At 45.9% G+C, this 24,744-nt stretch carries 23 protein-coding genes; 11 read left to right on the forward strand and 12 right to left on the reverse strand.

Annotated elements, in window-relative coordinates; all coding sequences use genetic code 11:
* Positions 1-201 precede the first annotated feature (201 nt).
* The 10 genes from SPIGRAPES_RS11025 to SPIGRAPES_RS11070 all read right to left on the reverse strand — a co-directional run bounded on the left by SPIGRAPES_RS11025 (position 202) and on the right by SPIGRAPES_RS11070 (position 9,553).
* Positions 202-1,281, reverse strand: coding sequence for a hypothetical protein (locus SPIGRAPES_RS11025; RefSeq protein WP_014270830.1), 1,080 nt, complete (start codon positions 1,279-1,281; stop codon positions 202-204).
* Positions 1,275-2,033 carry an outer membrane lipoprotein-sorting protein gene (locus tag SPIGRAPES_RS11030; RefSeq protein ID WP_014270831.1) on the reverse strand — a complete coding sequence of 253 codons (759 nt, stop codon included), beginning with the start codon at positions 2,031-2,033 and terminating at the stop codon, positions 1,275-1,277. Before SPIGRAPES_RS11030 ends, SPIGRAPES_RS11025 begins: the two co-directional genes overlap by 7 nt.
* Positions 2,026-3,255 carry an ABC transporter permease gene (locus SPIGRAPES_RS11035; RefSeq protein WP_041385295.1) on the reverse strand — a complete coding sequence of 410 codons (1,230 nt, stop codon included), beginning with the start codon at positions 3,253-3,255 and terminating at the stop codon, positions 2,026-2,028. Before SPIGRAPES_RS11035 ends, SPIGRAPES_RS11030 begins: the two co-directional genes overlap by 8 nt.
* Before the next feature lie 17 nt (positions 3,256-3,272).
* On the reverse strand, positions 3,273-4,529 hold the full coding sequence (locus SPIGRAPES_RS11040) for an ABC transporter permease (RefSeq protein WP_014270833.1): 1,257 nt from the start codon (positions 4,527-4,529) through the stop codon (positions 3,273-3,275).
* Positions 4,526-5,209, reverse strand: a complete 684-nt coding sequence (locus tag SPIGRAPES_RS11045; protein WP_014270834.1) for an ABC transporter ATP-binding protein — start codon at positions 5,207-5,209, stop codon at positions 4,526-4,528. Before SPIGRAPES_RS11045 ends, SPIGRAPES_RS11040 begins: the two co-directional genes overlap by 4 nt.
* Positions 5,210-5,212: 3 nt before the next feature.
* Positions 5,213-6,307, reverse strand: coding sequence for a slipin family protein (locus SPIGRAPES_RS11050; protein ID WP_014270835.1), 1,095 nt, complete (start codon positions 6,305-6,307; stop codon positions 5,213-5,215).
* An 11-nt stretch (positions 6,308-6,318) separates the two neighbouring features.
* Positions 6,319-6,723, reverse strand: coding sequence for a GntR family transcriptional regulator (locus SPIGRAPES_RS11055; protein ID WP_014270836.1), 405 nt, complete (start codon positions 6,721-6,723; stop codon positions 6,319-6,321).
* A 60-nt stretch (positions 6,724-6,783) separates the two neighbouring features.
* The gene (locus SPIGRAPES_RS11060; protein WP_014270837.1) at positions 6,784-8,040 is read right to left on the reverse strand and encodes an ABC transporter permease; all 1,257 of its coding nucleotides are present in this window, start codon (positions 8,038-8,040) and stop codon (positions 6,784-6,786) included.
* A 71-nt stretch (positions 8,041-8,111) separates the two neighbouring features.
* Positions 8,112-8,960, reverse strand: a complete 849-nt coding sequence (locus SPIGRAPES_RS11065) for a pirin family protein (protein ID WP_014270838.1) — start codon at positions 8,958-8,960, stop codon at positions 8,112-8,114.
* A gap of 80 nt (positions 8,961-9,040) precedes the next feature.
* Complete coding sequence (locus SPIGRAPES_RS11070; protein ID WP_014270839.1) at positions 9,041-9,553, reverse strand: ferritin; 513 nt, start codon at positions 9,551-9,553, stop codon at positions 9,041-9,043.
* A 100-nt stretch (positions 9,554-9,653) separates the two neighbouring features.
* On the opposite strand from SPIGRAPES_RS11070, the gene SPIGRAPES_RS11075 reads away from it, so the two are divergent.
* Together SPIGRAPES_RS11075 and SPIGRAPES_RS11080 are read left to right on the forward strand one after the other, a co-directional pair.
* Positions 9,654-10,991, forward strand: a complete 1,338-nt coding sequence (locus SPIGRAPES_RS11075; protein WP_245535429.1) for a TrkH family potassium uptake protein — start codon at positions 9,654-9,656, stop codon at positions 10,989-10,991.
* Positions 10,992-11,007: 16 nt separating this feature from the next.
* Entirely contained in the window at positions 11,008-11,679 is a 672-nt protein-coding gene (locus SPIGRAPES_RS11080; RefSeq protein ID WP_014270841.1) for a potassium channel family protein, read from the forward strand.
* An 11-nt stretch (positions 11,680-11,690) separates the two neighbouring features.
* On the opposite strand, the gene SPIGRAPES_RS11085 is transcribed toward SPIGRAPES_RS11080, so the two are convergent.
* Positions 11,691-12,200: a gamma carbonic anhydrase family protein gene (locus tag SPIGRAPES_RS11085; RefSeq protein WP_014270842.1), complete on the reverse strand. Its 510-nt coding sequence runs from the start codon at positions 12,198-12,200 to the stop codon at positions 11,691-11,693.
* Positions 12,201-12,475: 275 nt separating this feature from the next.
* Between SPIGRAPES_RS11085 and SPIGRAPES_RS11090 the strand changes: the two genes are divergently transcribed.
* The 5 genes from SPIGRAPES_RS11090 to SPIGRAPES_RS11110 all read left to right on the forward strand — a co-directional run bounded on the left by SPIGRAPES_RS11090 (position 12,476) and on the right by SPIGRAPES_RS11110 (position 17,007).
* Positions 12,476-13,801: a uracil-xanthine permease family protein gene (locus tag SPIGRAPES_RS11090; RefSeq protein WP_014270843.1), complete on the forward strand. Its 1,326-nt coding sequence runs from the start codon at positions 12,476-12,478 to the stop codon at positions 13,799-13,801.
* A 168-nt stretch (positions 13,802-13,969) separates the two neighbouring features.
* Positions 13,970-14,884 carry a metal ABC transporter solute-binding protein, Zn/Mn family gene (locus SPIGRAPES_RS11095; protein WP_014270844.1) on the forward strand — a complete coding sequence of 305 codons (915 nt, stop codon included), beginning with the start codon at positions 13,970-13,972 and terminating at the stop codon, positions 14,882-14,884.
* Between the two features lie 9 nt (positions 14,885-14,893).
* Positions 14,894-15,730 (forward strand): metal ABC transporter ATP-binding protein, encoded by an 837-nt coding sequence (locus SPIGRAPES_RS11100; protein ID WP_014270845.1) that lies wholly within the window; start codon positions 14,894-14,896, stop codon positions 15,728-15,730.
* Complete coding sequence (locus SPIGRAPES_RS11105; RefSeq protein WP_014270846.1) at positions 15,723-16,586, forward strand: metal ABC transporter permease; 864 nt, start codon at positions 15,723-15,725, stop codon at positions 16,584-16,586. The genes SPIGRAPES_RS11100 and SPIGRAPES_RS11105 overlap by 8 nt, the downstream gene beginning before the upstream one ends.
* A gap of 10 nt (positions 16,587-16,596) precedes the next feature.
* On the forward strand, positions 16,597-17,007 hold the full coding sequence (locus SPIGRAPES_RS11110) for a Fur family transcriptional regulator (RefSeq protein WP_014270847.1): 411 nt from the start codon (positions 16,597-16,599) through the stop codon (positions 17,005-17,007).
* A gap of 111 nt (positions 17,008-17,118) precedes the next feature.
* Here SPIGRAPES_RS11110 and SPIGRAPES_RS11115 read toward each other — a convergent pair whose 3' ends face one another.
* On the reverse strand, positions 17,119-19,017 hold the full coding sequence (locus SPIGRAPES_RS11115) for a phosphoenolpyruvate carboxykinase (GTP) (RefSeq protein WP_014270848.1): 1,899 nt from the start codon (positions 19,015-19,017) through the stop codon (positions 17,119-17,121).
* A 563-nt stretch (positions 19,018-19,580) separates the two neighbouring features.
* On the opposite strand from SPIGRAPES_RS11115, the gene SPIGRAPES_RS11120 reads away from it, so the two are divergent.
* From SPIGRAPES_RS11120 to mreB (SPIGRAPES_RS11135), 4 genes are all read left to right on the forward strand, one after another.
* Entirely contained in the window at positions 19,581-20,936 is a 1,356-nt protein-coding gene (locus SPIGRAPES_RS11120) for an MATE family efflux transporter (protein ID WP_014270849.1), read from the forward strand.
* Between the two features lie 559 nt (positions 20,937-21,495).
* Positions 21,496-22,518, forward strand: coding sequence for a rod shape-determining protein (gene mreB, locus SPIGRAPES_RS11125; RefSeq protein WP_014270850.1), 1,023 nt, complete (start codon positions 21,496-21,498; stop codon positions 22,516-22,518).
* 16 nt (positions 22,519-22,534) lie between these two features.
* On the forward strand, positions 22,535-23,569 hold the full coding sequence (locus SPIGRAPES_RS11130) for a rod shape-determining protein (RefSeq protein WP_014270851.1): 1,035 nt from the start codon (positions 22,535-22,537) through the stop codon (positions 23,567-23,569).
* Positions 23,570-23,581: 12 nt separating this feature from the next.
* Positions 23,582-24,652: a rod shape-determining protein gene (gene mreB, locus SPIGRAPES_RS11135; RefSeq protein ID WP_014270852.1), complete on the forward strand. Its 1,071-nt coding sequence runs from the start codon at positions 23,582-23,584 to the stop codon at positions 24,650-24,652.
* Positions 24,653-24,744 lie beyond the last annotated feature (92 nt).

Below are 24,744 nucleotides of genomic sequence, written 5' to 3' on the forward strand. Positions count from 1 at the left end.
AGGTGTTACAGTAAACTATACCCCAAGAAAAGCTGCCGTTGGCAGTGTACCTTGAAAACTGTTTTCTTTGATTTCCATTTTTTTATCTCCTTATGCAGAATCCCTAGGCCTCCAAAGCCTAGGGATTCTTGTCTCAAGAAGCAATAAAAATAAGTAGTGTTGCAAGAGTCAAGGAGAGGATGCAGCCTACACTGATTCGTTTTAGAAAATCCAGGAAGCCCCCGCTGCGATTGCTAGAGAAGAATGGAAGAGCTCTGTTGATTTCCAGCTGAACAAATCTCCTGCATCGCCTGTCTTTGCACTCACGTATCCTATAAGGGAGAACCCTTCGAACACATTCCAGCTTGTTGCAAAGGTGGTCATCGCCGATAAGTCAAATGGGGAGATGATTGATCGCAGGGAGAAAGCCAGGTTTGATCTGGGTGCATAGGTTATTTCAGGATAGATGAGCAACGGGCAGGAGGCATCGTTTGCTACCGGTCCCCAGTTCCACGTACCTAAGGGCCTTGCAAGGAACTCAAGCCTAAGCGTCAGGACTTTGTCATTTTCCAGATATTTGAGGTAGAACAGGCCACCGGTAATATTCCAATCAATATCCTCAGCCCCCTTGATTCCTACAGAGCTGGAAAGATTCCAGTCGGCCCCTACATTTCCCTGGAGACTGATATAGCCCTTGTGTATATTGGTTGCACTTTCTCGTACCCTGGCATACCCGCTTTCCAGTTTCAGCGAACCAAAAGTGGTATATATCCGGCCTCCCAGAGAAATATCAGATACGTTTTCCCCAGTTGAGGGCATTGTTACCACTTCTACAAACGAAAAGGAGTCGAGGGGGATGTTTGCAGAAACAAGCCATTTGGTATCACTTCTGAGTTCCGATTGCGTTAAGTCAACGGTTGTGCTGCTGCTCCCAAAAAGGATATCTGCGGCATTGAAGAGCGCCCCGTCCCCCCAGGACAGTCTGGTTTTTCCCATGGTTAAACGGAAGGAAGGGAACTTTGCTTTGAGATAGGCCTTCTTGATGTATGCATCGGCAACCTTTGTGGTTGGTGGGTACGTAAGGGCAATCTCACCCCGTACATTCCCTGCATTCTTGGATTTGAACGAAAGGGTGCCGGAAGAAACCAGAGCCTGGGTCCATGCTTCCGTTTGGGCATTATAGGAGACTGCAGGAAGGATATCGAGGCTGATAACCGGGTTTTCTGCAGAATGGAGGTTGGTAAGTACCATTGCAAAAAGAGAGAGTGTGATGATCAGTATCCGGTCAGTTCTCTTTACCATGTGAGATTCTCCAAAGAGAAAAGGTTTTTGTCCAAGGGAATGTCTACTTCAAGGGTATCAATTTTCATGATAGTCTCTGAGTCTTTCTTCATCTTGTCCGATATCCTCGATTCCGAGGCAAATACTTTTTCCCCCACCTGCATTGTATTGAGGGTCTCCATTTCCTTGAGCAACCTGCCATCTTTGGTGGAATACTCACCTTTCCAAACAAGGAAGGTCTCAGTGTCTACCCAGATTTTTTCGATCGGATATGCTACCGTACGCGTTTTTGCAGTAAGGGTAATCACGTAACAAGGTCTTCCTTTGAAAGTTTCTGTGCCATCGAGTGAAGCAGAGTATTGTTTCAGGGTATTTTTTTCTTCAGTCATATCCTCATAGGAGAGGTCTGAACCAAGCAAGGATTGCCTTAATGCTGAGCCTTGCATCCTGATCAATTGTTCTGCATCGGGATAGAACAGATAGAGACTGCCGCTGGTCCTCAAGATTTTCTGGCCTTGTTCCGCAACGCTGGTAAATTCTATCAGGGAATTGTCTTTTCCCTGGGACCAAGCCTTGAACGTGCTGGTTTTCAGCCCGAACCGGTCTTTGGTTTGAATGGATCCGACTGCATAGCTTGTAGAGAAAAGTTCGTTTGTATCCATATTCTGGATGATTTCATCTGCTGTCAGGGCAAAAAGTGAAACAGGCAGACAAAAAAACAGGATGACACCAATCAGTATAAGGGTTTTTGCTTGTTTGTATATCCTAGACATATCTGAGAGCCTCCACGGGTTGAATTTTCGAAGCACGGCGAGAAGGAATGAATGTTGCAGCCGAAGAGATGGCAACCGAATAGACATAAATCAGCAGGGCTTTTGGAATGCTGAGCGAAGGATAGAGAATCGAAGAGATTTCCATATCGATACCACTCATTGCATCAGTAAAATTCAGCCCAGTGATCCCTAGGTACTGTGTAATGGCCATTCCGAGGATAACCCCGACTCCCGCCCCGATGATGCTGATAAACAAGCCTTCCAGGAAAAAGAGTCTGGTAAGTTCTCTCCCTCTCATACCCAACGCAGAAAGGGTACCGATTTCGCGCATCCTCTCGAATATGACCATCATAGTCGTATTGATGATTACCGTGCTTCCCAAAAACAGGAAAAAGGCGCCAATGAAATAGTAAACTATGCTGGCTAATTCTATCATTCCATACAAAGTGTTCAAGTCTTTCCAGGCTTTGACCTCCAGCTCTTGACCTGTAGCAGATGCAATCTCATCCTTGATCTGGATAGCCGTTTCCTTTTCGTTGGTACCTTCAGAAACCCTGAGGATGATTTCCTGGGAAGTTCCGTCCATCCTAAGGAAATGCTGGACACGGTCGAGAGGAGCCCAGAGACTGCTTGCGTTCAAGGGTGCGACAGGAAATGACACAATTCCGACCAGTTGCAAGGTAATGGCATTGCTGCCTCTTACTGCCGTTGTCGAGAGCAGGGTGATCTTGTCCCCGAGTGAGAGCTTCAGCTCCTTTGCCAAGGCTGAGCCCATCAGCATCTCATTTTTACCGGGTTGTGGAAGCTTTCCTTCCTTTATAATGGAGGGAAAGTCTATAAATTCGGCTTCTTTGGAGAAGTCCACGCCAACTCCCATGACTGCATGGTTGTTTTCCCCTAGATACATGCTTGCAGGGAAATTAATCCGTGGGGCATAGGTTACTATTGAGGGGTTCCTCTTAAGAATAGGGGTAACGGTGGCAAGATCAACACTCAGATGCAGGGGATTGTATCGCTCAAATTTTTCAAAATCTGCATTGCGTATCCTGATTTCTCCCGTGTAGTAGGTCTTAAGGTTGTTTGCCATATCTTTTTCCATTCCCCCGATCAAGGCGAAGAGCAGTACGATGCTCATAGCCGAGACTGCTATGGCAGAGCCTGAGAGAATGGAGCGCCGAATATTCCTTGCTATATTCCTGTAGGCAATTCTTGTGAGTTTCATGGCCATTGGGGAACCTCCTATTGGTGTCTCAGGCATGAGGGAATATCCATTTTCAGGGCTCTTCTGGTGGGTAGCAGGGCTACCAGCATGGAGAGTATGATTCCCGAGAGAAATGCAACGATGATGGATTTGAAACTCCAGGTACCCCGAAGAATATTCTGGATCCTATAGCCGATATCGATATCCCTGAGCAACATACCGTAGTTTATTCCCACATTGACCAGATAGATATTGAACAAGATACCCAGTACTACCCCTATGATCGAACCTATGAGCCCGATGCCTCCCGCCTCGATGATAAACGACCAGCGTATTTGCCTGTCAGGCATGCCAAGGGCACGCATCATCCCCAATTCACGGGTTCTCTCATACATAGCCATGAGCATTGTATTGGATATGCCCACAGCTGCGATAATGAATACCAAAAACAGGATAGTGGAAGAACCACCGCGTTTAGCCTCTGCTATTGCAAGGTAGTCTTTGGCAAGGTCTTCCCAGCTGTAGACTTGCAAATCGTCGGAAATGGAAGCCAGGGTTTTCCCTATAGCCAGAACCTCTTTGTCCGTATTTTTGTCATCGGGAATGAACACATCGATTTCTGTGGCAGAGCCATCCATTGCCAGGTGCTCGGAGGCGGTGTCAAGATCCATCATGAGCAGTGTCCTGTTCACATTTGGGTTCGGGCAGTTGAGAATCCCAACAACCTGCATATCCATTGCCTCGTAGAAGCCTCCGTTTCCCCTGGTTACGAGCGTAACCCAATAGCCCACCTTGGCTCCGATGTCCTCTGCAAGCCAAGAACCCAAGAGAATTCCGTTTTCTTCGCCTTTTTCAAGGAACCTACCATCTTCAAGGGTGTCAGAATAGTGAAAGACTGCATTGTCTCTTTCCGGATCGATAGCCGTAACAAGGACCGGAAGATTCCCATCTTCGCCGAAATCATCACTATAGAGTATCATATCGGCAGAAAACATGGTTCTAGGTGTTCCTGTCCATCCATTGTCTTGCAGAAGGGAGAGTACTTTCTCAGTGTCCTGAATGGATCTGTCCAGAGGCAACTGCAGGCGTTCGTCCCAGTAGTCTTTCTGGTAAATCCTGGCTGAGGAGGTTTCATACCACTTGAGATTCCGTATCGACTCCTGCTCTGCTCCCATCAACACGGAGTCAACGATGATATACATCATCAGTCCCAAGGCGATGGCGCTGGCTGTGATGATGGTTCTCCGTTTGTACCTTGTCAGATTTTTCATTGCAAGTGAGAACAGGAATTTCATGCATGTTTCCTTTCATCGCTGATGATCTTTCCGTCGTGAAGCGAGACAAGGCGGTCTGCATAGTCCATAACCATCTTGTCATGGGTAGAGAAAATGAAGGTCGTATGGTACTTCTTATTCATTTCCTTCATGAGCTTGAGGATGTCTTCCCCTGTCTTCGAGTCAAGGTTTGCCGTGGGTTCATCTGCCAGGATAATCTGGGGATGTTTTACCAAAGCCCGAGCAATGGCAATCCTTTGCTGCTGGCCCCCTGAAAGCCGGCTAGGGCGTCTATCTTCCATGCCTTCCAGTCCGACTTCTTTGAGAATTGCATAGGTTCTTTCCCGTATTTCTGCTTCCGGGGTATTGAGAATGGACAGTACAAAGGCAACATTCTCATATGCGGAAAGGACAGGTATAAGGTTGTAGGTCTGGAAGATGAAGCCGAGATTGTTTCTCCTGAAGGCTGTTTTCTCGTCCTTTCCCATAGTAGTAACCTTTTGTCCGTTAATGATTATTTCCCCGTCGTCGATTGCGTCGATGCAACCGATCAGGTTGAGCAGCGTTGTTTTTCCGGAACCCGAGGGACCTGCAATCGAAAGGAATTCCCCATCCTCGACCTGTAGGGAGACCTGTTTCAATGCTTTTACAATAGTCTCTCCTGCTTTGTAATTTCTGGATACTTTTTCAACAGTAATCATGGGTTACTCCTTGGTTTTTTCAGCTTGTTTCGAGAGGGAGTCTTGTGTTTTCTGCAGTGCTGCAGTTCCGAGAACAGACCCGAGATCCATGTGGTCGAGAATCGAGGCAGGCATCAACATCATGGAATTGTTTTGCCTGATACCTTCATACACCATGTTCATTGCTCTCAGTTGCAAGGCTACAGGGTCATTTGCATATTCAGCAGAGGCTTCAGTGAATTTTTTGGCAATCTCTACCTCAGCCGCCCCCAGGATAATCCTTGACTGCTTTTCTCTCTCTGCCTGGGCTTGTTTGCTCATGGCATCTTCAAGTTCCTTGGGAATGATGATATCGGTGATTTCCACAGAAAGTATGGAAACCCCCCATGGGTTTATCTTTGCATCCAGGGCTGATTGGATTTCTTTGCCCAGTTCTTCCCTCTCGGAAAGCAAAGCAGATAATGGGTGTTTCCCGATAGAATCACGCAAAGCTGTCTGGGCTGAGAGAATTACCGCCTCGGTGTAGTCCTCTACCTCCAGAACTGCTTTCTTTGCATCCCAGATCATCCAAAAGGCAAGGGCATCGACATGAACAGGGACCGTATCCTTGGTAAGGGTTTTCTCGGCACTGAAGTCGGTAGCCCTGATACGCATATCGATGGACTCTGCGATCTTATCGGCAATCGGTACCAGGAAAAATAACCCCGACCCATGGACCTTACAGAATTTTCCCAAGCGAAGGACGATTACTTTGTCCCATTGGTACACCATCTGTAGGGAGGCCGAGAGAATCAGAGCCAGACTTGAGCAGAGTGCCAGAGGGTAGAGGGAAAGGCCAAGTACCCCGAACGTGTACAGCCAGAGGCAGACAATCATAAAAATGATAGTTGGCCACATTGGAAAGAGCGCAACTACCAAAGAGGCAGAGAGCAATCCGATTGCAAATTGGAGTATCGCTTGGATTGTAACATACGGGTTGACAAGAAATTGCAGCCAAACCCCCAAAGCGATAAAGACTGCGAGAGCCAGAAAGGATACAGCTCCAAATTTGAAATCTGTTTTTAGGGTAAACGCCTGCGAATTCTTGATACGGTCGATTTTTTTATGGTACAGGTTCATGGCATTCCTTCTTATATCTGTAAATCAGATCCAATTTCTTGGATATTTTTTAAAATTTCCTCAAGGGAAAACCCATAGGAAGCAGTTTTCGTGATATAGGCTTTCGTAAGCTGAGTAAGTATTTTTTCCCTTTCAATGGCATCCAGGCTGACTTCCCTTTCACTGATAAAAGTCCCTGAACCCTGTTGGGTTATCACGATATTCCTGATTTCCATCTCATTGTAGGCCCTTGCAACCGTATTGGGGTTGATGCTCAGATCGACGGCAAGGCTCCTTACGGTGGGGAGTTGTTCTCCTTTCTGCAACCTTCCATCGGCAATTGCCATCTCTACTTGAAAGATGATTTGCTTATAGAAAGGGACTCCGCTTTTAAAATCGAGACTGAATTCCAGTTTTTGTACAACTGCAGGTTTCACAGGCAATGTTCCTTTTGTACTATTGTATTATTGCATTAATACAAATGTCAAGATTTCTTTTTACTGATGATGCAGGCAAGAGGGTATATCCATGCGAAGAGCCCTTCTTACAGGTATCAAGGCAACAAGCATGGAAAGGACGATTCCCGAGAGAAAGGCAATACCCATCGATTTGATACTCCAGGCCCCGCGTAAAACACTTTGGATTCTGTAGCCGATATCTATATCCCGCATAACCCAGCTAAAATCTATTCCAGTATGTACCAGATAAAAGTTGCCTAGGATTCCAAGCAGTACACCGAGGACAGACCCGATCAAGCCGATACCTCCAGCCTCAAAGAGAAACAGGGCACGTATTTTCCGGTCACTCAGGCCGAGCGCGCGCATAGTCCCCAGTTCCCGTATCCTTTCTTGAATGGCCATCAGCATCGTATTTGAAACACCGACGGCAGCGATGATAAAAACCAAAAAAAGGATCAGGTTGGAGCTACCCTGGTCTGCAGCCAATGCTGCCAGGTAATCCTTTGCCATTTCTTTCCAGCTATAGAGTTCCAACTGTTCATATGCAGGGGCGAGTAAAGTACGTATTTTCTGCATTTCTTTATCTGTATTTGCGTTATCGCTCAACTTGACATCAATTTCTGTTGCCGAGCCTTCCATGTACAGATTCTGGGAAGCCGTGGAAAAGTCCATCATAAGCAGTGTACGGTTCACATTAGGGTTGGGGCAGTTGAGAATACCCACGATTTGCATGTCCATGGTTTCATAGAATCCGCCGTTTCCCCTTGTCACCAAGGTTACCCAATAACCGACCTTCGCCCCGATATCCTGGGCAAACCACGATCCTATCAAAATCCCGTTTTCCTCTCCCTTTTTTAGAAACCTTCCTTCGGCAAGTGTATCGGAAAAGTGGAAGACCCTATTGTCTCTTTCTGGGTCGATGGCCGTTACCTGAACAGGGAGGTTTCCATCTTCGCCAAAATCATCGCTGTAGAGTATCATCTCTGCAGAGAACATGATTCTTGCTGTACTTGTCCAACCCTTGCTTTCAAGGAGGGACAGTACTTGTCCCGGGTTTTTGATTGACTTGTCGAGGGGGAGTTGGAGCCGCTCAGCCCAATATCCTTGCTGATAAATTCTTGTCGAGGAAGTCTCATACCACTTCAGGTTGCGTACCGATTCCTCTTTTGTCCCGATGAACAAGGAGTCTACAAGTACATAGGACATTAAACCGAGCGCAATCGCCGCCGCAGTGATGAACGTGCGTCGTTTGTATCGCATTAGATTTTTCAAAGCAAGGATGAGGAGAAATTTCATCGGCTGTTTCCTTTTGACCATTGTACTATTGCATTAGTACAATGGTCAAGGAAATGTAGGTTGCTTATAACTTATCTGGCATGTTTGATAAATGTTCCCCGCTGTAATTCCTGTTGGGCAAGATCCAATTCCTCTTGGGTATTCATGACTATAGGGCCGCTCCAGGCAATAGGTTCGTGGAGGGGCTGTCCCCCGATGAGCAAAAACCGTACCCCTTGATCGCCCGATGTTGCCTGGATGGTATCGCCCTCACCGAAGAGAACGGCTCGATGGGAACCGATTTCCTCCCTGGGGCTTTCCCCAAACAGGGCAGAACCTTCTAGGATATAGCAGAATACTGTATTTGCGGGTGCAACGTTACACGACCAGAGCTTGTTTGCCTCAAGTCTTACATCCAGATAGGTTGTTTTTACATAATCACCCTGCAATGGTCCTGAAATTCCCTTATAGGTTCCAGAGAGTATTTTTACTTCGGCAATTTCATCCAAATGCACAGGAATTTGTTCCGAGCGGATATCACGGTAGGCCGGTTCTGTCATTTTGTCTTTTTGGGCAATATTTATCCAGAGTTGGGTCCCTAGCATTCTGGGGCAAGGTTTGGGCATCTCCTGATGAATAATGCCATTGCCTGCAGTCATCCATTGGCAACACCCGTCATTGATAGTCCCGGAGTTTTTCAGGCTGTCACCGTGCTCGATTTTCCCTGAAATGAGATAGGTTACCGTTTCAATGCCTCTGTGGGGATGCCAAGGAAATCCCTTTATATAATCGGCACTGTCGGTAGAATCAAAGGCATCCAACAGAAGGAAAGGGTCGAAGTCGGTAACGTCGTTATAGCCGAAGATCCTGACTAGTTTGACACCAGCCCCATCGTAACTTACTGAACCCCCTGTGATACGTTTTATTGGCCTTACCGTCATGGATACCTTCCTTTTTAATGGTTTTTTAAAAAATAAGAACCCGCTCCAGATGGCTGAAAGCGGGTTTTATCTTTAGTTACCTATATTACCAGTGATGGTGGAGTATACATTCTCGCCTTGAGTTCCTGGTCGAGCATGTACAATGACTTTGCATCCGAACCGTAGAGGTCAAACTTTAGGATGTTATCCTCGGAGTTTTTCTCCTCTTCTCCCTGTTCTTTTACAAACCAATCGAGGAATTGCAGGGTTCTGTAGTCTTTGACCTGCATTGCCGCATCATAGATTGTATTGATCGAGGCAGTGACAAACTGTTCGTGTTTCAACGATTCTACCAAGGGGTCTTTAAAATTTCCATATTTTTTGGTTGGGTCTGCAATGGCTCCCAATTCTACGGCATACCCGTTGTTCAGCAAATAGGTCTTGAACAAAAGTGCATGATCCATTTCTTCCTGCGCTTGAACTTTGAACCAGTTTTCATAACCTGATAATCCCTTGATTGCATAAAAGTTTGCAATGTCAAGATATAGATAGGAAGAAAATAACTCTTTGTTAATCTGTTCGTTAATTAGTTTCACTACGGCTTTGTCCAACATGGGATAGCCTCCTTGTATAGATTGTTATAGTTATCAATATACTACCGGATTCATATTCCGGCAAACAGTTGCGGATGAGGTTGCCAAAAAAGGGTGAGAGTTGCTGAAGTCAATCCCGTATGATAGAATCGGTGCCATCATGAAAATGGAACCAAAGAAATCAATATTACCGAACCAATACCTTATAATCGGTTTCTGTTCAATTATAACATTGGGTTCTTTCCTGCTCTTTCTTCCTATTTCCCAGCGATCGGGAATTCACATCCATTATCTGGATGCTCTGTTCACCTCTGCCAGTGCAGTATGTGTTACGGGGCTGGTAACCCTTGATGTCGCAGCTACTTTTAACTTGTTTGGTAGAACTGTAATAGCTCTGTTGATTCTCCTTGGAGGCCTGGGGTTTGCCTCGTTTGTCATGTCTTTCTCCATGTTGTTAGGATGGAATATCGGAATATCAAAGAGAAGTGTTGTCCGTGAGGCTTATAACCTAGGGTCGTTGAAGGGGACCCTTCAGGTCGTAAAGACTGTCACCTATGCCTCGCTTATCTTCGAGGTTGGGGGAACCCTTATCGAGTTTTTTATTTTCAGGAAAACCTATCCGCCCCTGCAGGCTCTGGGCCATGCAGCATTCAATGCCATTTCTGCATTTAATAATGCCGGATTCGACTTGATGGGAGGGTATAGGAGTTTGACTGGTTTCCGGGGGAATATCCTCATGAACCTTACGACAGCTCTGCTGATTATCATTGGCGGTACAGGTTTTTTTGTTCTTTCCGATATCGCAAGGAATCGCAGGTGGAAGAAACTCTCTATGCATAGCAGGATTGTCATACTTATGAATCTTGCCCTCATTGTAACTGGGACCCTTGGTATTATAATCCTTGAACATACTGATCTGCTTTCTTCTTTTTTCCAGAGTGTTACGGCACGTACCGCAGGGTTCAACACTATCGACATCGGCAAAATGTCTGAGCCGGGGCAGTTTTTGATGATGGTGCTCATGTTTATCGGGGCTTCTCCCGGTTCGACCGGTGGTGGTATCAAGACAACAACGACCTTTGCTATGATAATCAGTCTTGGCAGTATGATTTTCCGCAGGGAACCGGCTGTGTTTCAGCGGAGGATTTCCAACGAGAGTATTCTCAAGGCTTTCCAGGTCTTCTTGCTTGCCTTGCTTGTCGTCATTCTCGGAGTCTTTCTTATTGCAGTTTCCGAAGCTGGACGATTCTCTTTTTTGCAGATATCCTTTGAAGGGGTTTCTGCCTTTGCAACGGTAGGGTTGTCTACCGGGATTACTCCCTTTTTGGGTTCTTTTTCAAAAGTAGTTCTGATGATTATTATGTTTATTGGAAGGCTTGGTCCCTTTACGATTGCATCAAGCCTCCGTGCACGGGAATCTGTGTTGAAATATGTTGAAGAACAGGTGTTTATCGGCTGATTGAGGAGATGTGAAGATGAAATCCGGGTATAATTCAGATTCCTATGGAATTATCGGGTTGGGAAGGTTTGGTACCGCCCTTGCACTTGAACTTACCAAAGCGGGTAAAGAAGTTGTGGTGTTGGAAATTGAGACAGAAAAGCTCGATGCTATCAAAGACCAGATTGCAAATATTTATCCTGTAAAAAGCATTACCCGTGATGTCCTGAGGGAGTCGGGGATTTCCCACTGTGGTACGGTAATTGTATGTATAGGCAAAGATGTAGAGTCAAATATCCTGGTAACGATGGGAGTCCTCGAAATGGGGGTACCCCGGGTAATTGCAAAGGCTACCAGTATCGACCATGGCAAAGTCCTTGAAAAAATCGGTGCAGAGGCAGTATTCCCAGAAATCGAAATGGGGACACGGCTTGCCCACTCGCTGATATCGACAGGAACCTTGGACTTTTTGGAATTGTGTGAGGATTTTTCTATCGCAAACATCTCGCTTGCCGATAAATTCAATGCGCAGACTATTGCGGAATTGAATTTCCGAAAAAAATATCGCTTGAATATTATCGTTATCATTAGGGATGAGAAAGCAATATCCGATATAACCCCCGATATGACCTTGAGATCTGGTGATATTGCCGTAGTTGCCGGGTCAAACGAAGCTATCAAAGCATTCGAGAAAGCAAACCAAAACTAAAAAACGGTCACCTAGTATTCCTGTGCCATTGCATGCGCCATTTCTTGGTAATGGCGTGTGTTTTCATGCATATCTTCTATTTCTTTTTCAGTTAGGTCCCTTATTACTCTTGCAGGGTTTCCCAGTAGCAGTGTCTTTGGAGGAAAGGTTTTCCCTGGGGGCACCAAAGCTCCTGCCCCAACCATGGTATCTTCTTGCAGTACCGCTTCGTCAAGGATAATTGCTCCCATGCCAATGAGGCACCCTTCGCCGATGGTGCACGAATGGATGATCGCCCCATGTCCTATTGTTACATTTTTCCCTATACGGGTAGGGATTCCGTTTGAGACATGGACTACCACATTATCTTGGATATTTGTGCCTTCCCCGATGACAATGGGGGCTACATCGCCACGTAGCGTTGCATGAAACCAAACTGAGCTTTTCTTCCCCAGTGTCACATCCCCGATGATATCGGCTGATGGGGCGAGATATGTATTTTCTTCGATGGTAGCTTTTTTCCCCAGCAATGAGAGAACCATAGGTGAAGACCTCCTTGTCCAGTGACAGATAAATTCAACCATATGCAGACAAAGATGTAAATCGGGAAACACTTCCGGCCCTTCGATTCTTGTGTAAAAAAACAACTCGATTTGTTGTACTAGCGGCAATAAATGGGCAAAATAATAAAAATCTACTAAAATAATCAAAACCATTACGTTGCGATTTGTTGTATTTGCCCATACCATCAACAATGTTGCATATTGTTGCATCGAATAATCGGTCTGAAGGCCATGAGAAAAGAGGGTAGAGACATATGAATGACAAAACCGCAGATATCAGTATTGATAATATTTTTTGCCTGGATGGCCGTGTGCCGTTGGGGAAAGCAATCCCTTTTGGGCTTCAACATGTGCTTGCAATGTTTGTGGCAAACCTGGTCCCCATCATCATTGTAGCAGGAGCGGCCAATCTATCGGTTGAACAGCGGAGTATGTTGATTCAGAATGCAATGTTCATTGCCGGAATAGGAACCATGGTCCAGTTATACCCTGTATGGCGTATCGGATCGCGCCTTCCTATGGTCATGGGAGTAAGTTTCACTTTCGTCTCCATCCTTTGCTATGTAGGTGCTACCTATGGGTATGGTGCAGTAGTCGGATCTGTTATCGTTGGCGGCCTGTTTGAAGGAACCCTCGGGCTGTTTGCAAAATATTGGAGAAAAATCATTTCCCCTATCGTTGCTGCCAGTGTAGTGACTGCCATCGGGTTCTCTTTGTTTGTAGTTGGTGCAAATTCCTTTGGAGGCGGGGTCGGCAGTGCAGATTTTGGCTCCTCGCAAAACCTTATGGTCGCGACTGTTTCCTTGGTCAGTTGTCTGGCTTTCGGTTCCCTGGCAAAGGGGTTCTATAAGCAATTGTCCGTTCTTTTCGGTCTAGTGGTAGGATATGTACTTGCCATCATTCTGGGAATGGTAGACTTTTCACCCGTTTCCTCCAGCACCTTATTCTCTTTGCCCCATTTATTGCCCTTTAAGCCGGTTTTTAATATAAGTGCTATTCTCACGACAGGAGTAATTTTTTTGGTTTCAGCCACTGAAACTATCGGTGACACTACTGCTATGGTTGCAATGGGCCTCGACCGCGATCCCAATGACCGTGAGATTTCCGGTTCCTTGGCCTGTGACGGTTTCTGCAGCACGGTTTCAGGTCTTTTTGGTTGTACCCCGATTACTTCCTTCAGTCAGAACGTCGGGCTGGTAGCCATGACTAAGGTCGTCAACCGCTTTACGTTGGGCACTGGTGCCCTCTGCATGATTATCGCAGGTTTGTTTCCGCCCATAGGGGCCTTCTTTGCAACGCTTCCCGATGCTGTTCTCGGTGGATGTACCATTATGCTATTCGGGCAGATTGTAGTCAGTGGTATTCGAATGATCAGCAAATGCGGTTTTACCCAGCGAAATAATACCATTGTTGCCCTTTCTCTCTGCATCGGGCTTGGGTTTACCTCAGTTCCTGCTATTTTCTCGGTATTCCCGAAAATGGTGAGTGAAGTGTTGGCCAATAACAGTGTTGCCTTGGTCTTCGTCGTTTCCATTTTCCTCAATCTTGTATTGCCAAAGGACATGGAACAGGGCAACTAGCAGTTATCGTCACAATGACAGGTATCAAGGGACTCCCGGCAACTTACTGCTTGGGGTCCTTTGTCTTTGTATCCAACGGTCTTTTTCTGGTTTTTTGCAAACCACTTGCAAAAATTGGATTGCAATTGTATATTCAACTGCACCTTCCGTTTTCCCTGAGGAGGAACCATGAAAACCAAAACCCGTGTGGCCGTTACCTGTACCTTGGTACTTTTACTAACCCCACTTCTTTTTGCTTCTGGAAAAAATGAATCGAAATCGACTCTTAATAAACCTATCATAGCAGTCAGTATTCTCCCGCAGTCCTATTTTGTGCAGAGAATCGCAGGCCCTCTGGTTGATGTCGTCACGCTTGTTGGCCCAGGTCAGAGCCCCCATTCCTATGAACCAGCCCCCTTGCAGATGGCCCAACTTGCCCAGGCCAGTTGCTGGATTCTTTCAAAGACTGACTTCGAGGTTTCCTTGCAGCCAAAGATTGCTTCCCTGTATCCGAATCTGAAAATGGTCGATGGGACTTTGGGGGTGGTTTTCCGGTTCCTTGAGAACCATGAGGAAGAAGGAGACGTCCATGTTTCGGCTACAGGGCTTGAAATTGACCGTCATTCCTGGCTTGGCCATCAGAATGCCCTCATTCTTTGCAGGCAAATCCTGGATACCCTTTTGGTTTTGCTCCCTGATGAGCAGGCTACCCTTGAAAAGAACTATGAGGCGTTTGTCGACGAAATCAATACAACCTTTGCAGAACTGAAAATATCCCTTGCTCCTTTGCGGGGAAGTACCGTTTTCGTGTATCATCCTTCCTTCGGGTATTTCTTCGATGAGTTCGGCATTACGCAGGAAGCGGTGGAAACCGGAGGCAAAGAGCCTACAGCCAAGGCGTTGAGTGAACTTATCGCAAAGGCCAAGGCCGAACAGGTGACATCAATCTTCGTACAGGCCCAATTTCCTGTACGTGCCGCAGATACCGTTGCAAAAGCTGTCGGGGCACAGGTTCTGGCTCTCGACCCGCTTAGTGAAGACTGGTTGGCCAATATTCGCAGTATGGGTGATGCCTTGTTGACCGCTTCTCAGCTCAAGAGGTAAGGTATTCCTATGAGTGAAAACAATCCAATGCCTGATGTTTCTTTGCCTGGGAAACCCCCTGTAGTGCTTCGGTTCTCGCAGGTAGGGTTTTCCTATGGAAATCTTGCTGTGCTTGCAGGGGTCAATTTTCATATCCACGAAGGTGAGTTTATCGCCATGGTCGGTCCCAATGGTTCCGGTAAAACAACCCTGTTGAAATTACTTTTAGGCCTGGAGCAACCTGACAGTGGCAGTATCAAGCTACTGGACGAAAGTCCGAAACATGCCAGGAACCAAATAGGGTATGTTCCCCAGCATGTAACGTATGACCCTACCTTTCCGATTACCGTGCGAGAGGTAGTGTGCATGGGAAGGGTGCTCGCTACCTCCTATAAAAAGACAAAAGGTGATGATGAGGCAACGATGCAGGCCCTGGCCCAGGTAGATCTCGCAGATGTGGCTGATAGACCCTATAGCGAGCTTTCGGGAGGCCAGCGCAGAAGGGTTTTGGTTGCCCGCGCCCTTGTGGCAAAACCTAGGATGTTGATCCTTGATGAACCTACGGCAAATATGGACAGCGAGAGTGAGATTCGTCTGTTCAAAACCTTGGGGAAACTCAAAGGGAAAACCACTATTCTCATTGTTACCCATGATATGAGTATGGTCTCTTCGCTTACCGACAGGGTTTTTTGTATCGGGGGCCATCATCCTTCAGGTAAAGGCAGAACTGTGGTCCAACATGTATTGGAACCGGTTTCCCATACTCCTGAAGATATATACGGGGGGAAGGTGATGAGGGTACTGCATGATGTCGAGATTCCTTCCGACACCTGCGAAAATCCGATACAAGGAGCAGGTGATGAATAGTTTTCTCGGTTTCTTTTCTGCCTTGGTGAATCCTGATTTCCCGTTTTTGCGCAATGCCTTGGTTGCCGGGTTCTTGTCCTCAGTGCTTTTTGGGGTCTTGGGGTCCATTGTTACGGTCAAACGTATTGCCGGTCTTGCAGGTGCTATCTCGCATGCGGTACTCGGCGGCATCGGCATTGCACTCTATCTTTCGGCCACCGGTAAGGTTCCTGGTTTGCAGCCTATGGTGGGGGCAATTGTCTTTGCCGTTCTTGCCGCTGGGATTATCGGATTTGTTTCTTTGAAGGCAAAACAGCGTGAAGATACCGTTATCAATGCGATTTGGGCAATAGGAATGAGTATTGGGGTATTGTTTATGGCAAAAACTCCTGGATATACCGACCCTTCCAGTTATCTCTTTGGTAATATCCTCTTGATTTCCGAGCAAAATCTCATCATGTTGGCAGTTCTCGACTGCATTGTGGTCTTCCTCTCCTGGCGGTTTTACCCCCAGATAGAGGCCTCCTCTTTCGATGAGGAGTTTGCCCAGGTAAGGGGAATTCCTACCCAGGCAGTGTTTTTGCTCATCTTGAGCACAACGGCCATTGCCGTCGTCCTTTTACAGACCTTCGTTGGGATTGTCATGGTCATTGCCATGCTTACCCTGCCTGCAGGGACTGCAGGATATTCGGCACGGGATCTTTCAGGGATGATGATATTGGGGACCATTTATGCGAGTTTGTTCTCGCTGGGAGGGCTTGCAACCGGATGGGCCCTCGATTTGCCGGTAGGTGCAATGGTCGTTGTTATTGCAGGGGCAGTCTTTTTAGGGACTGCAGTGGGAAAGATGCTGGTACAGCACAGGAGAAAATCCTGAAGGGGGTCCTATGACCAAAGCAAGAATGGCTGTACTTGCCTTGCTTAGTGAGGCAACGAGACCGCTCTGTGCCTCAGAGATAGCAGGTCTGGTAGATAGCCAGTATGACTTGGCAACCATCTACCGCACGCTCCATTATCTGGAGGACCATGACTTTGCAGACTCCTTTATTCTCCATTGCAGTGTCCATGGTACCGAACGGTATTATTCATCGATAGAGAAGGCTGGTGCTTGCCATCACCATTGGTTTCACTGTGAGCAGTGCCACAGGTTTATTGACCTGGGAGGGTGCAACCTTGAAAACCTGCTACGAACCTACGAAAAGGAAAACGGAATTGTCATAACCGACCATACATTCTTTCTTACCGGGATATGCCCTGAGTGTAATGCATCGAAATTGGAAAGGATCACAGACATCTAAATCAATCGGCGTTCGACATAAAAAGAGGGTTGCATTCCACCATACGTGGAAGCAACCCTTTTTGGCAATCAACAACAAAAGGACGGGGAGACCCCGCCTTTTGCCTTTACCTTAGAGAGAGAATTTGCCGGGTTCAATTTCGTCGCCGAACTTTGCCTTGGCTTTCTCGATTGTTGCAATTTCTTTTTCCCAAGCTTCAAAGATCGTGGAAGGACAATTGGCGTCCATTTTCTTGAAGTAAGCAATTGACCTCTGGAGTTTCTCGATCCACTTGGTACAGCGGAACGTAAACTGGTAGGTGTATTCGCTAAGGGTATAATCCAAATCAAGGTACTTTTTGAACAGGACCTTCAAATCCTCATAGAGAGGGATTTTTCCGGTAGGTGTATCGAGAGCCTCATATTCACCGTGGATTCTTCCTTCAGCCCAGTGCAACCATACCTTCTTGGCAAGCTTGTCAGTGCAGAATTTACCTTCTTTGGTTCTCAAGAAGTAGTTGGTCGAGAAAACCTTGGGAGGATTTGCAACACTCTTTCCGAAGGCGATGTTGTTCATCGTATATTCGCCAAGAGGGTAGGATACGAAATCCATGTTTGCCATCGGGCTAGGATTCCTTACACCTTCCTTACCAAGGGTTGCAGAAGTGGTTTCTGATTCCAAGGTACAGGCCTTGATGAGGATACCGGCTTCCCAGGATGCTGACTCTTCAACAGGGACACAGGTGTCGCTATCGCGTCCGCCATAGAGGATACCGTCAACCTTAACACCCTTTTTAGCCTCGAAGCCTTCTTTGTCATAGTTTTCAAGGTAGTCGAGTCTCATGGTGTAACGGGAGTTTCCGTGTGCAACGGGAATCTTGTTCCCGGCAGCATCGGTCTTGCCCTCAAACCAGTCTGGACCGGAGTGGTTGTCACCCTTTTTGGGAGTGTCGAGTCCTGAGCCGAGCCAGTAGGGCTGGTTGTCCGGTCCACGAAGGACGTTGGAGAAGATCAGTTCCTGCTCGCGCATGAGGTTTGCAAAAATTACGGGGTCATCTTCAGCATTGACGTCTTTGATGATACCGAAAATACCCTGTTCAACATTAACACCACGGAATTCACCGTCGATGTTCCTGAAATAGGCAATGTCGTCACCGACAATCTGTTCGCCGGGGATCATGGCTGTGGAGGTTTTTCCACAGGCTGAGGGATAGGCACCTGCAAAGTAGGTCTTCCTTCCGGCTTCTTCATTCAGACAAGCCATGAGGAACATATGTTCGCAGAGCCAGCCTTCCTGTCCTGCCTTGTTGATAGCAAGACGCATGGAGTGCTTCTTCAGACCGACGGAGTTACCGGCATACTGGGCATTCATTGAATACACGATGTTATTCTGCTTGTCCATGTAGATCCTGCGCTTGTCAAGGTTCTTAGTACAACCGCGTTCATCGAGTTCCCCTGCGGAGTGGATGAACTTGAAGAAATTCTCGTCGTTGTCTTTCATTGACTTGAAATGTTCATAGGCAGGTCTGTAAAGAATAGCCTCAGAATGGGCAACATACCACGAATCGGTAAACTGAACGCACGGGATGGTGAATTCGGAGAAAGCAGGACCTTCGCAGAAGAATTTCACAACGGCAGGTTTGCCAGCCATGATATTCTTGGAGATTCCCATGATTTCTTCTTTTCCAGCTTCATATTCAACAGAATTGAGACTTTTCATCTTCTCGAGATTCTCTTTGTATACCATGTATTTCGTGTTTACTTTGTCACGAGCCTGGTCCCCGTAGCCATCCCAGTGGATAGTCTGTCCGTTCTTGGCAAGCTTGAACTCTTCACCGAGTTCCAGGGCCTGTGCCTTGATATACTCTTCATCTTCTTTACTGTCGTCACAGACATAGATACTGGCGGGATTGCAGTGCTCAGCAAAAAGACCAACAAAATCAACAATCTTGTCGTTCCTGAGTGCCGTAAGTTTTTCATAACTTTTAGCATTCATTTTGCTTTTGAGTAACTCTGAATACTTGGAATCCATATTTATCTCCTTTGATAAAAATCAAGTTTGTGCCAAAGTATACCCCCATTCAAAAGGTGTCGCAAGGGGGGTTGAATTCTTGGAAATCCCTATGCCGTAAAGGAAAGTATTTTTATCGGGCATCTGTTTTGCCCTTCTTGGCACAGCGAAGCCTGTAGGGAAAATCAGGAAGGGACGCTTGTCTTACCAGATGGGTATTTTTCAAAAAGTATAAAAAACATTCGATTTCTTAATCTCTGGCAAGGTTTTATGGAAAGAGGCTTTACCGGCCAATGTCTAAAATTGGGTAAAAAGGGAACCCTTCTTGCCGGTTGTTTTATGCATTTCCCTTAACAGTTGACCTCCCACTGTTTTGCAAATATAGTAAATCTCATCATCTCTGAGCGTAGCAAAAAGCTTCTTTTAATCTAAAAAAAATAGATAAAAAAGTAGCGATTTTGGTTTGGGTTGAACAATTTCCCCCTATAAACCCTGCATTTGCAGTAGAAAAATATGGCAACGTGCTTTTCCTATAACCGGGTACACCTACCTTACCTCCATAAAAGGAACGGAAAATTATAGAAATGGAATACATTAATCCCATCGGAGTAGAGAAAGTATCGAAATTGCTGGTAAAATTCTCCGTCCCCGCAATCGTGGGGATGATGGTGAATGCATTATACAATGTCGTTGACCGGATCTTCATCGGTAACAGCCCCGATCTGGGTTCATATGGTATAGCCGGAATTACCATAGGATTTCCCATCATGATCATCCTGCTCTCCATCGGGTTGCTTTTTGGAGTCGGCGGAGCGACACTCTTTTCTATCAGGCTGGGGCAAAAGAAATACGAAGAAGCCGAACAGGCTTTGGGCAATGCTTTTTCCCTGCTGGTGATCGCAGGTCTGTTTTTCATGGTCCTGGGGGAATTTTTTCTGGTTCCCATACTCTCCCTTTTCGGCGCAAGCGAACAGGTTCTGCCTTTTGCCCTCGAATATATGCGCTACATTTTTCTGGGTGCTGTTTTCCAGGTGGTAAGTATCGGCATGAACAATTTCATCAGGGCAGATGGGAATCCCAAAATTGCAATGTGCAGCATGTTTCTTGGCGCAGGGGTAAACACTCTGCTCGATCCCCTGTTCATCTTTGGCTTTAACATGGGAATGGGAGGGGCTGCCCTTGCTACGGTCCTTGCCCAGGCTATTTCCTCTATATGGGTTATTTCCTATTTTCTAGGGAAACGAAGCAGGCATAAACTGCGTTTGGTCAATATGAAGCCAAAGAAGATGGTTGTCAGTACCATTGTCAATCTGGGTATGCCTGGGTTTTTGATGCAGCTTGCAAACAGCCTGCTCAATGTTGTCCTCAATAAGTCCTTGCTATTCTATGGTGGTGATATGGCTATTTCTGCAATGGGAATTGTAAACAGTCTCCAGACCATTCTGGTTATGCCTGTAGTAGGGATCAACCAAGGGGTGCAGCCAATTATTAGCTATAATTTCGGGGCAAAGAAATTTTCCCGGGTCAAAGAGGCTGTGAAGCTTGCAATTCTGGCAGCAACGGCTATCGTCTTGACCGGATATCTGGGAACACGTTTAATTCCGCAACAACTGGTATCCCTTTTCAACCGCAATCCTGAACTATTGAGATTCGGAAGCTTTGCCTTAAGCCGCTGGCTGCTCCTTATGCCTCTGATCGGATTCCAGATCATCGGGGCACACTTTTTCCAGGCAATCGGACGCCCCCATTCAGCTATGCTTTTAACCCTGTCAAGACAGGTTATTTTCCTTATTCCTGCCTTGTTGGTTTTCCCCCGGCTATGGGGGCTGGAAGGTCTATTGTATGCAGCTCCGTTTGCAGATTTTCTCTCGACACTCCTTACTGCCTTGATGTTTGCTTTCGGGATTAAAAGTCTGGAAACGAAAAACCCGAAATTATAAGTAAGTTGCTTTTTCAACCATCTATTGCACTCCGTAAACGATAAAACCAAAAAAAAATATAAAATTAACACTGTGAGATGTGGCGGCAAAGTTGAGAAAAATGACAAAAAGCGGGAAAATAGATAAGTCATTTAGTACAAACTCCTTGTTACTTCTCACCATTTGCTTTGTTTTACCATCCCATTCAAGTTTTTAATTTTGACATAAGGCGCATAGTTTCAGAGAAACACCTTTTCGTCGCTGCCTTGTTGTTACCTACGACATACCTTAAAGAAAATGTACCGAAAGCTAGTTCCTGTATAGGATTGGCAGGTTTCTTGTAGCCAGTTGTGTCTTTTATCTGCTGGATTCTCTCCAAAAAACCTATAAAAACAAGGATGCTATGTCACAATCGAAAGGGCAAAAGTCATTTGAAATATGACATAAATGTATATATAATAAAAATTTAAAAAAAATTTGAGTTGACAGCTGATACGCTCCGTGTGAGAATCACCCTAGAGTTTTTTCTGGAGACAAAAATAAACGAAGGGGTGGAAAATGAAAACTATGGAGAAATATTATGGATAAAAACAATCTATCTGTTGGTATTGATCTCGGGACGTCGAACTTGCTTATCTATGTCGAAGGTCAAGGCACTCTCTTTAATGAGCCTTCGATTATTGCCATCGACAGGGCAACAAAGAAAGTCATCTGTGTAGGCAATGATGCTGCCAAGCTTGTGGGAAAAACCCATGATAAATTTGATGTAATCAGACCTCTCCAGGGGGGCGTGATTTCCGATATCAACCTGATTCAGGAAATACTTCTCTTTACACTCAACAGGATTTTTTCATCTGAAATCGGTGTAATAAAAAAACTCGTCATTTGTATCCCTTCAGAAATTACAAACACGGAAAAAGAAGCAATTGTCGAACTCGGGCATAACCTGGGAATTGAGAATACGATCATCGAGCAAGAGATCAAGGCCGCCGCCTTGGGTTCCGGGATCGATATTTTTGCCCCGAAGGGCTATATGATTGTGGATATCGGGGGTGGTACCACCGATTTCGGCATTCTTTCGCTAGGTGATGTGGTTTTATCCAAATCGATCAAAATTGCCGGCGATTATTTCGACAAACAGATTATAGACCATGTCAAACTGATCCATAAGCTGGAAATCGGTTTGCAGACCGCAGAAGAAACAAAAATCCTGCTTGCTTCCCTTACAGGTCCCTATCCTACAACCGAGGAGGGGGAAACCCTTTCCTATGAAGCAATGGGCCGGGATTTGATCACAGGGTTGCCCCGCAGTACGATCATCGGAGCAAAGGAAATCAGGGAAGTCTTGCTCAACTGTTTTGACCCCATCAAATCCGTGTTGCTTTCGACCCTCGAGGAAACTCCTCCTGAGCTTTCCGGAGATTTGGTAGATTCAGGGATTCTTCTTTCGGGAGGATGTTCCCAGATTCCTGGCTTGACAACGTATATCGAAGAAATTGCAAAAGTACCGGTTCGCCTCTCAGAGGTTCCTCTTACTGCAGTAGTCGATGGATGTAAGAAGTTGCTGAAAATGACAAGCAAATACTTCTATAGCGAAGTATAGGTCTAAGGAGATCGCAATGAAAACAAATACTTCCAATACTAAAGAGCGAATCGGACTTGGCATAGATCTGGGAACCGCAAATCTTTTGGTCTATCAAGAAAAGAAAGGAATCATATTCAACGAACCCTCTGTAATTGCTTTCGACCGAGAATCAGGGCAAGTTGTCGCCGCAGGAAACGATGCACATCGTATGTTAGGCAAGGTGCACTCAAAGATCGCCGTGATCAAACCGCTTCGAAACGGGGTTATCTCGGATATGAGGGCAGCCAAAGCCTTGCTCACCTATGTCCTTTCGAAAATCGACAATCTGACAGACAAGGATATGGAACGCACGACCTGTGTTATCTGTTGTCCTTCAGAGGTAACGAAGATTGAACGGGACGTCATGGTTGATCTTGCTGCAAAAATGAAGATTGAAGATGTTTTCATAGAAGAGGAGATCAAATCCGGTTTGCTCGGTGCCGGGATTGATATATTCATGTCCAAGGGGACTATGATTGTTGATATCGGAGGAGGAACCACTGATGTGGGAATACTTTCCTTTGGTGATATCGTTATCTCAAGGACGGTCAGGAAGGCAGGCAATTTCATGGATGATGAGATTACCAAGTATGTCAAGAAGACCAGGAACGTTGAAATAGGTGAGCTTACCGCTGAGCGGATCAAGCTGGAATTGGCTGATTTACACGAGAATGCCAAGTCAAATACGTTCAAATATGCTGGGCGTGACATGGTAAAGGGTATTCCCAAGTGGTTTGAACTCACTACCAGTGAAATGCAGGAGATCCTTTTCCCCATTTTTGACGAAATCGTAAAATTGGTTTCTGCCGTGTTGAAGGATACTCCTCCCGAGCTTTCCGCAGATATTTTCCGCAATGGTATTTTGCTCAGTGGTGGTTGTTCGCTCATCAAGGGAATCGAACAATATGTTGGAAAGCGAATTCAGGTGCCTGTTCATGTTGTCTCGAATCCCCTGACTTGTGTGGCTGAGGGAACAAAGTATCTCATAAAGAACCGGGGAGATTATCTCGTGAACCCGCTTCAAATGTAGGAGTAAGCAATCATGGCATTTTTGAAAAGTAAACAAGAGAAGAATACTGAATCCGAAAAACAGGAAAAGAAAGTAGTAAAGGCAAAGAGCATCGGGATTGACTTGGGGACAGCCAACCTATTGGTCTATGTAGAGGGAGAAGGGGTTGTTATCAATGAACCCTCGGTCATCGCCTTTGATTATGAAACCAATGAAGTAATCGCAGTCGGGCAGATGGCTGCCGATATGGTAGGCAAAGGTCACCAGGGAATCAGGATTGTAAGTCCTCTTACCCAAGGGGTGATCTCTGATATGGAAGCTACCAAGAAAATGATTGAGATTTCCCTGCATAAATCGGAAAATCTATCCCTGAATCTTTCGGAATCCACCCTGTTGCTCTGCTGTCCCTCGGAAGTGACTCAGCTTGAAAGGGATTCCTTCAAGGATTTGGGAAATCGGCTCAAAGTAAAGGATATTTTCATTGAACAGGAAGTGAAGGCAGGGGCTATAGGTTCCGGATTGGACATTTTCAGTAGCAATGGAAGTATGATTATCGATATTGGGGGAGGTTCTACCGATATTGGGGTCCTGTCTTTAGGTGATATTGTCGTTTCCGAATCCAACCGTGTCGCAGGGAATTATTTCGATAGCGAAATAATGAACTACATGCAATATACCCATGGGCTTCTTATCGGTAAAAGAACTGCCGAGCGGGTGAAGATGGAGATCGGTTCATTACGGGAAGTAATCGAGACCCCTCGGTTGACACATGTAAACGGAAGGGATGTTATGACAGGGCTTCCCAAGAAAATCACTATCGATGAGACTGAGATACGTGATGTACTTACAAAGCCTTTCGAGAGCATTTCCAATCTTATTCTGAAAGTCTTGCAGAATACCCCTGCAGAGCTTTCTGCCGATATCATTGTCAATGGGATTGTCGTCAGTGGTGGTGGAGCCCTAATCGATGGTATCGATGAATTTTTCCATAATCGTATCGGAATGGATTTCTATATTTCCAAACGCCCCCTGACCGCAGTCGTAGAAGGGACTAAACTCTTGCTCAAGAACAGGGGAAGCTATTTTGTGAAACCGGTTGAATGATAGGGGTCCAAGTACTTTGTTTTGCAATATAACAAGGGACACTTTCTTCAAAGCGTGTTTGCGGATAGTTCCCTTGTTTCCTTTACTTCTTA

It is taken from the genome of Sphaerochaeta pleomorpha str. Grapes (assembly GCF_000236685.1).
In the GTDB taxonomy this organism is placed as follows: domain Bacteria; phylum Spirochaetota; class Spirochaetia; order Sphaerochaetales; family Sphaerochaetaceae; genus Sphaerochaeta; species Sphaerochaeta pleomorpha.

What these genes read in the sequence shown, in the direction of transcription:
- SPIGRAPES_RS11035 (WP_041385295.1), bottom strand. Translation starts at nt 3,255, where the DNA reads ATGAAACTCACAAGAATTGCCTACAGGAATATAGCAAGGAATATTCGG.
- SPIGRAPES_RS11110 (WP_014270847.1), top strand. Translation starts at nt 16,597, where the DNA reads ATGACCAAAGCAAGAATGGCTGTACTTGCCTTGCTTAGTGAGGCAACG.
- SPIGRAPES_RS11095 (WP_014270844.1), top strand. Translation starts at nt 13,970, where the DNA reads ATGAAAACCAAAACCCGTGTGGCCGTTACCTGTACCTTGGTACTTTTA.
- SPIGRAPES_RS11105 (WP_014270846.1), top strand. Translation starts at nt 15,723, where the DNA reads ATGAATAGTTTTCTCGGTTTCTTTTCTGCCTTGGTGAATCCTGATTTC.
- SPIGRAPES_RS11100 (WP_014270845.1), top strand. Translation starts at nt 14,894, where the DNA reads ATGAGTGAAAACAATCCAATGCCTGATGTTTCTTTGCCTGGGAAACCC.
- SPIGRAPES_RS11080 (WP_014270841.1), top strand. Translation starts at nt 11,008, where the DNA reads ATGAAATCCGGGTATAATTCAGATTCCTATGGAATTATCGGGTTGGGA.
- SPIGRAPES_RS11065 (WP_014270838.1), bottom strand. Translation starts at nt 8,960, where the DNA reads ATGACGGTAAGGCCAATAAAACGTATCACAGGGGGTTCAGTAAGTTAC.
- SPIGRAPES_RS11130 (WP_014270851.1), top strand. Translation starts at nt 22,535, where the DNA reads ATGAAAACAAATACTTCCAATACTAAAGAGCGAATCGGACTTGGCATA.
- mreB (WP_014270852.1), top strand. Translation starts at nt 23,582, where the DNA reads ATGGCATTTTTGAAAAGTAAACAAGAGAAGAATACTGAATCCGAAAAA.
- SPIGRAPES_RS11050 (WP_014270835.1), bottom strand. Translation starts at nt 6,307, where the DNA reads ATGAACCTGTACCATAAAAAAATCGACCGTATCAAGAATTCGCAGGCG.
- SPIGRAPES_RS11070 (WP_014270839.1), bottom strand. Translation starts at nt 9,553, where the DNA reads ATGTTGGACAAAGCCGTAGTGAAACTAATTAACGAACAGATTAACAAA.
- SPIGRAPES_RS11025 (WP_014270830.1), bottom strand. Translation starts at nt 1,281, where the DNA reads ATGGTAAAGAGAACTGACCGGATACTGATCATCACACTCTCTCTTTTT.
- SPIGRAPES_RS11060 (WP_014270837.1), bottom strand. Translation starts at nt 8,040, where the DNA reads ATGAAATTTCTCCTCATCCTTGCTTTGAAAAATCTAATGCGATACAAA.
- SPIGRAPES_RS11045 (WP_014270834.1), bottom strand. Translation starts at nt 5,209, where the DNA reads ATGATTACTGTTGAAAAAGTATCCAGAAATTACAAAGCAGGAGAGACT.
- SPIGRAPES_RS11040 (WP_014270833.1), bottom strand. Translation starts at nt 4,529, where the DNA reads ATGAAATTCCTGTTCTCACTTGCAATGAAAAATCTGACAAGGTACAAA.
- SPIGRAPES_RS11115 (WP_014270848.1), bottom strand. Translation starts at nt 19,017, where the DNA reads ATGGATTCCAAGTATTCAGAGTTACTCAAAAGCAAAATGAATGCTAAA.
- mreB (WP_014270850.1), top strand. Translation starts at nt 21,496, where the DNA reads ATGGATAAAAACAATCTATCTGTTGGTATTGATCTCGGGACGTCGAAC.
- SPIGRAPES_RS11030 (WP_014270831.1), bottom strand. Translation starts at nt 2,033, where the DNA reads ATGTCTAGGATATACAAACAAGCAAAAACCCTTATACTGATTGGTGTC.
- SPIGRAPES_RS11085 (WP_014270842.1), bottom strand. Translation starts at nt 12,200, where the DNA reads ATGGTTCTCTCATTGCTGGGGAAAAAAGCTACCATCGAAGAAAATACA.
- SPIGRAPES_RS11120 (WP_014270849.1), top strand. Translation starts at nt 19,581, where the DNA reads ATGGAATACATTAATCCCATCGGAGTAGAGAAAGTATCGAAATTGCTG.
- SPIGRAPES_RS11090 (WP_014270843.1), top strand. Translation starts at nt 12,476, where the DNA reads ATGAATGACAAAACCGCAGATATCAGTATTGATAATATTTTTTGCCTG.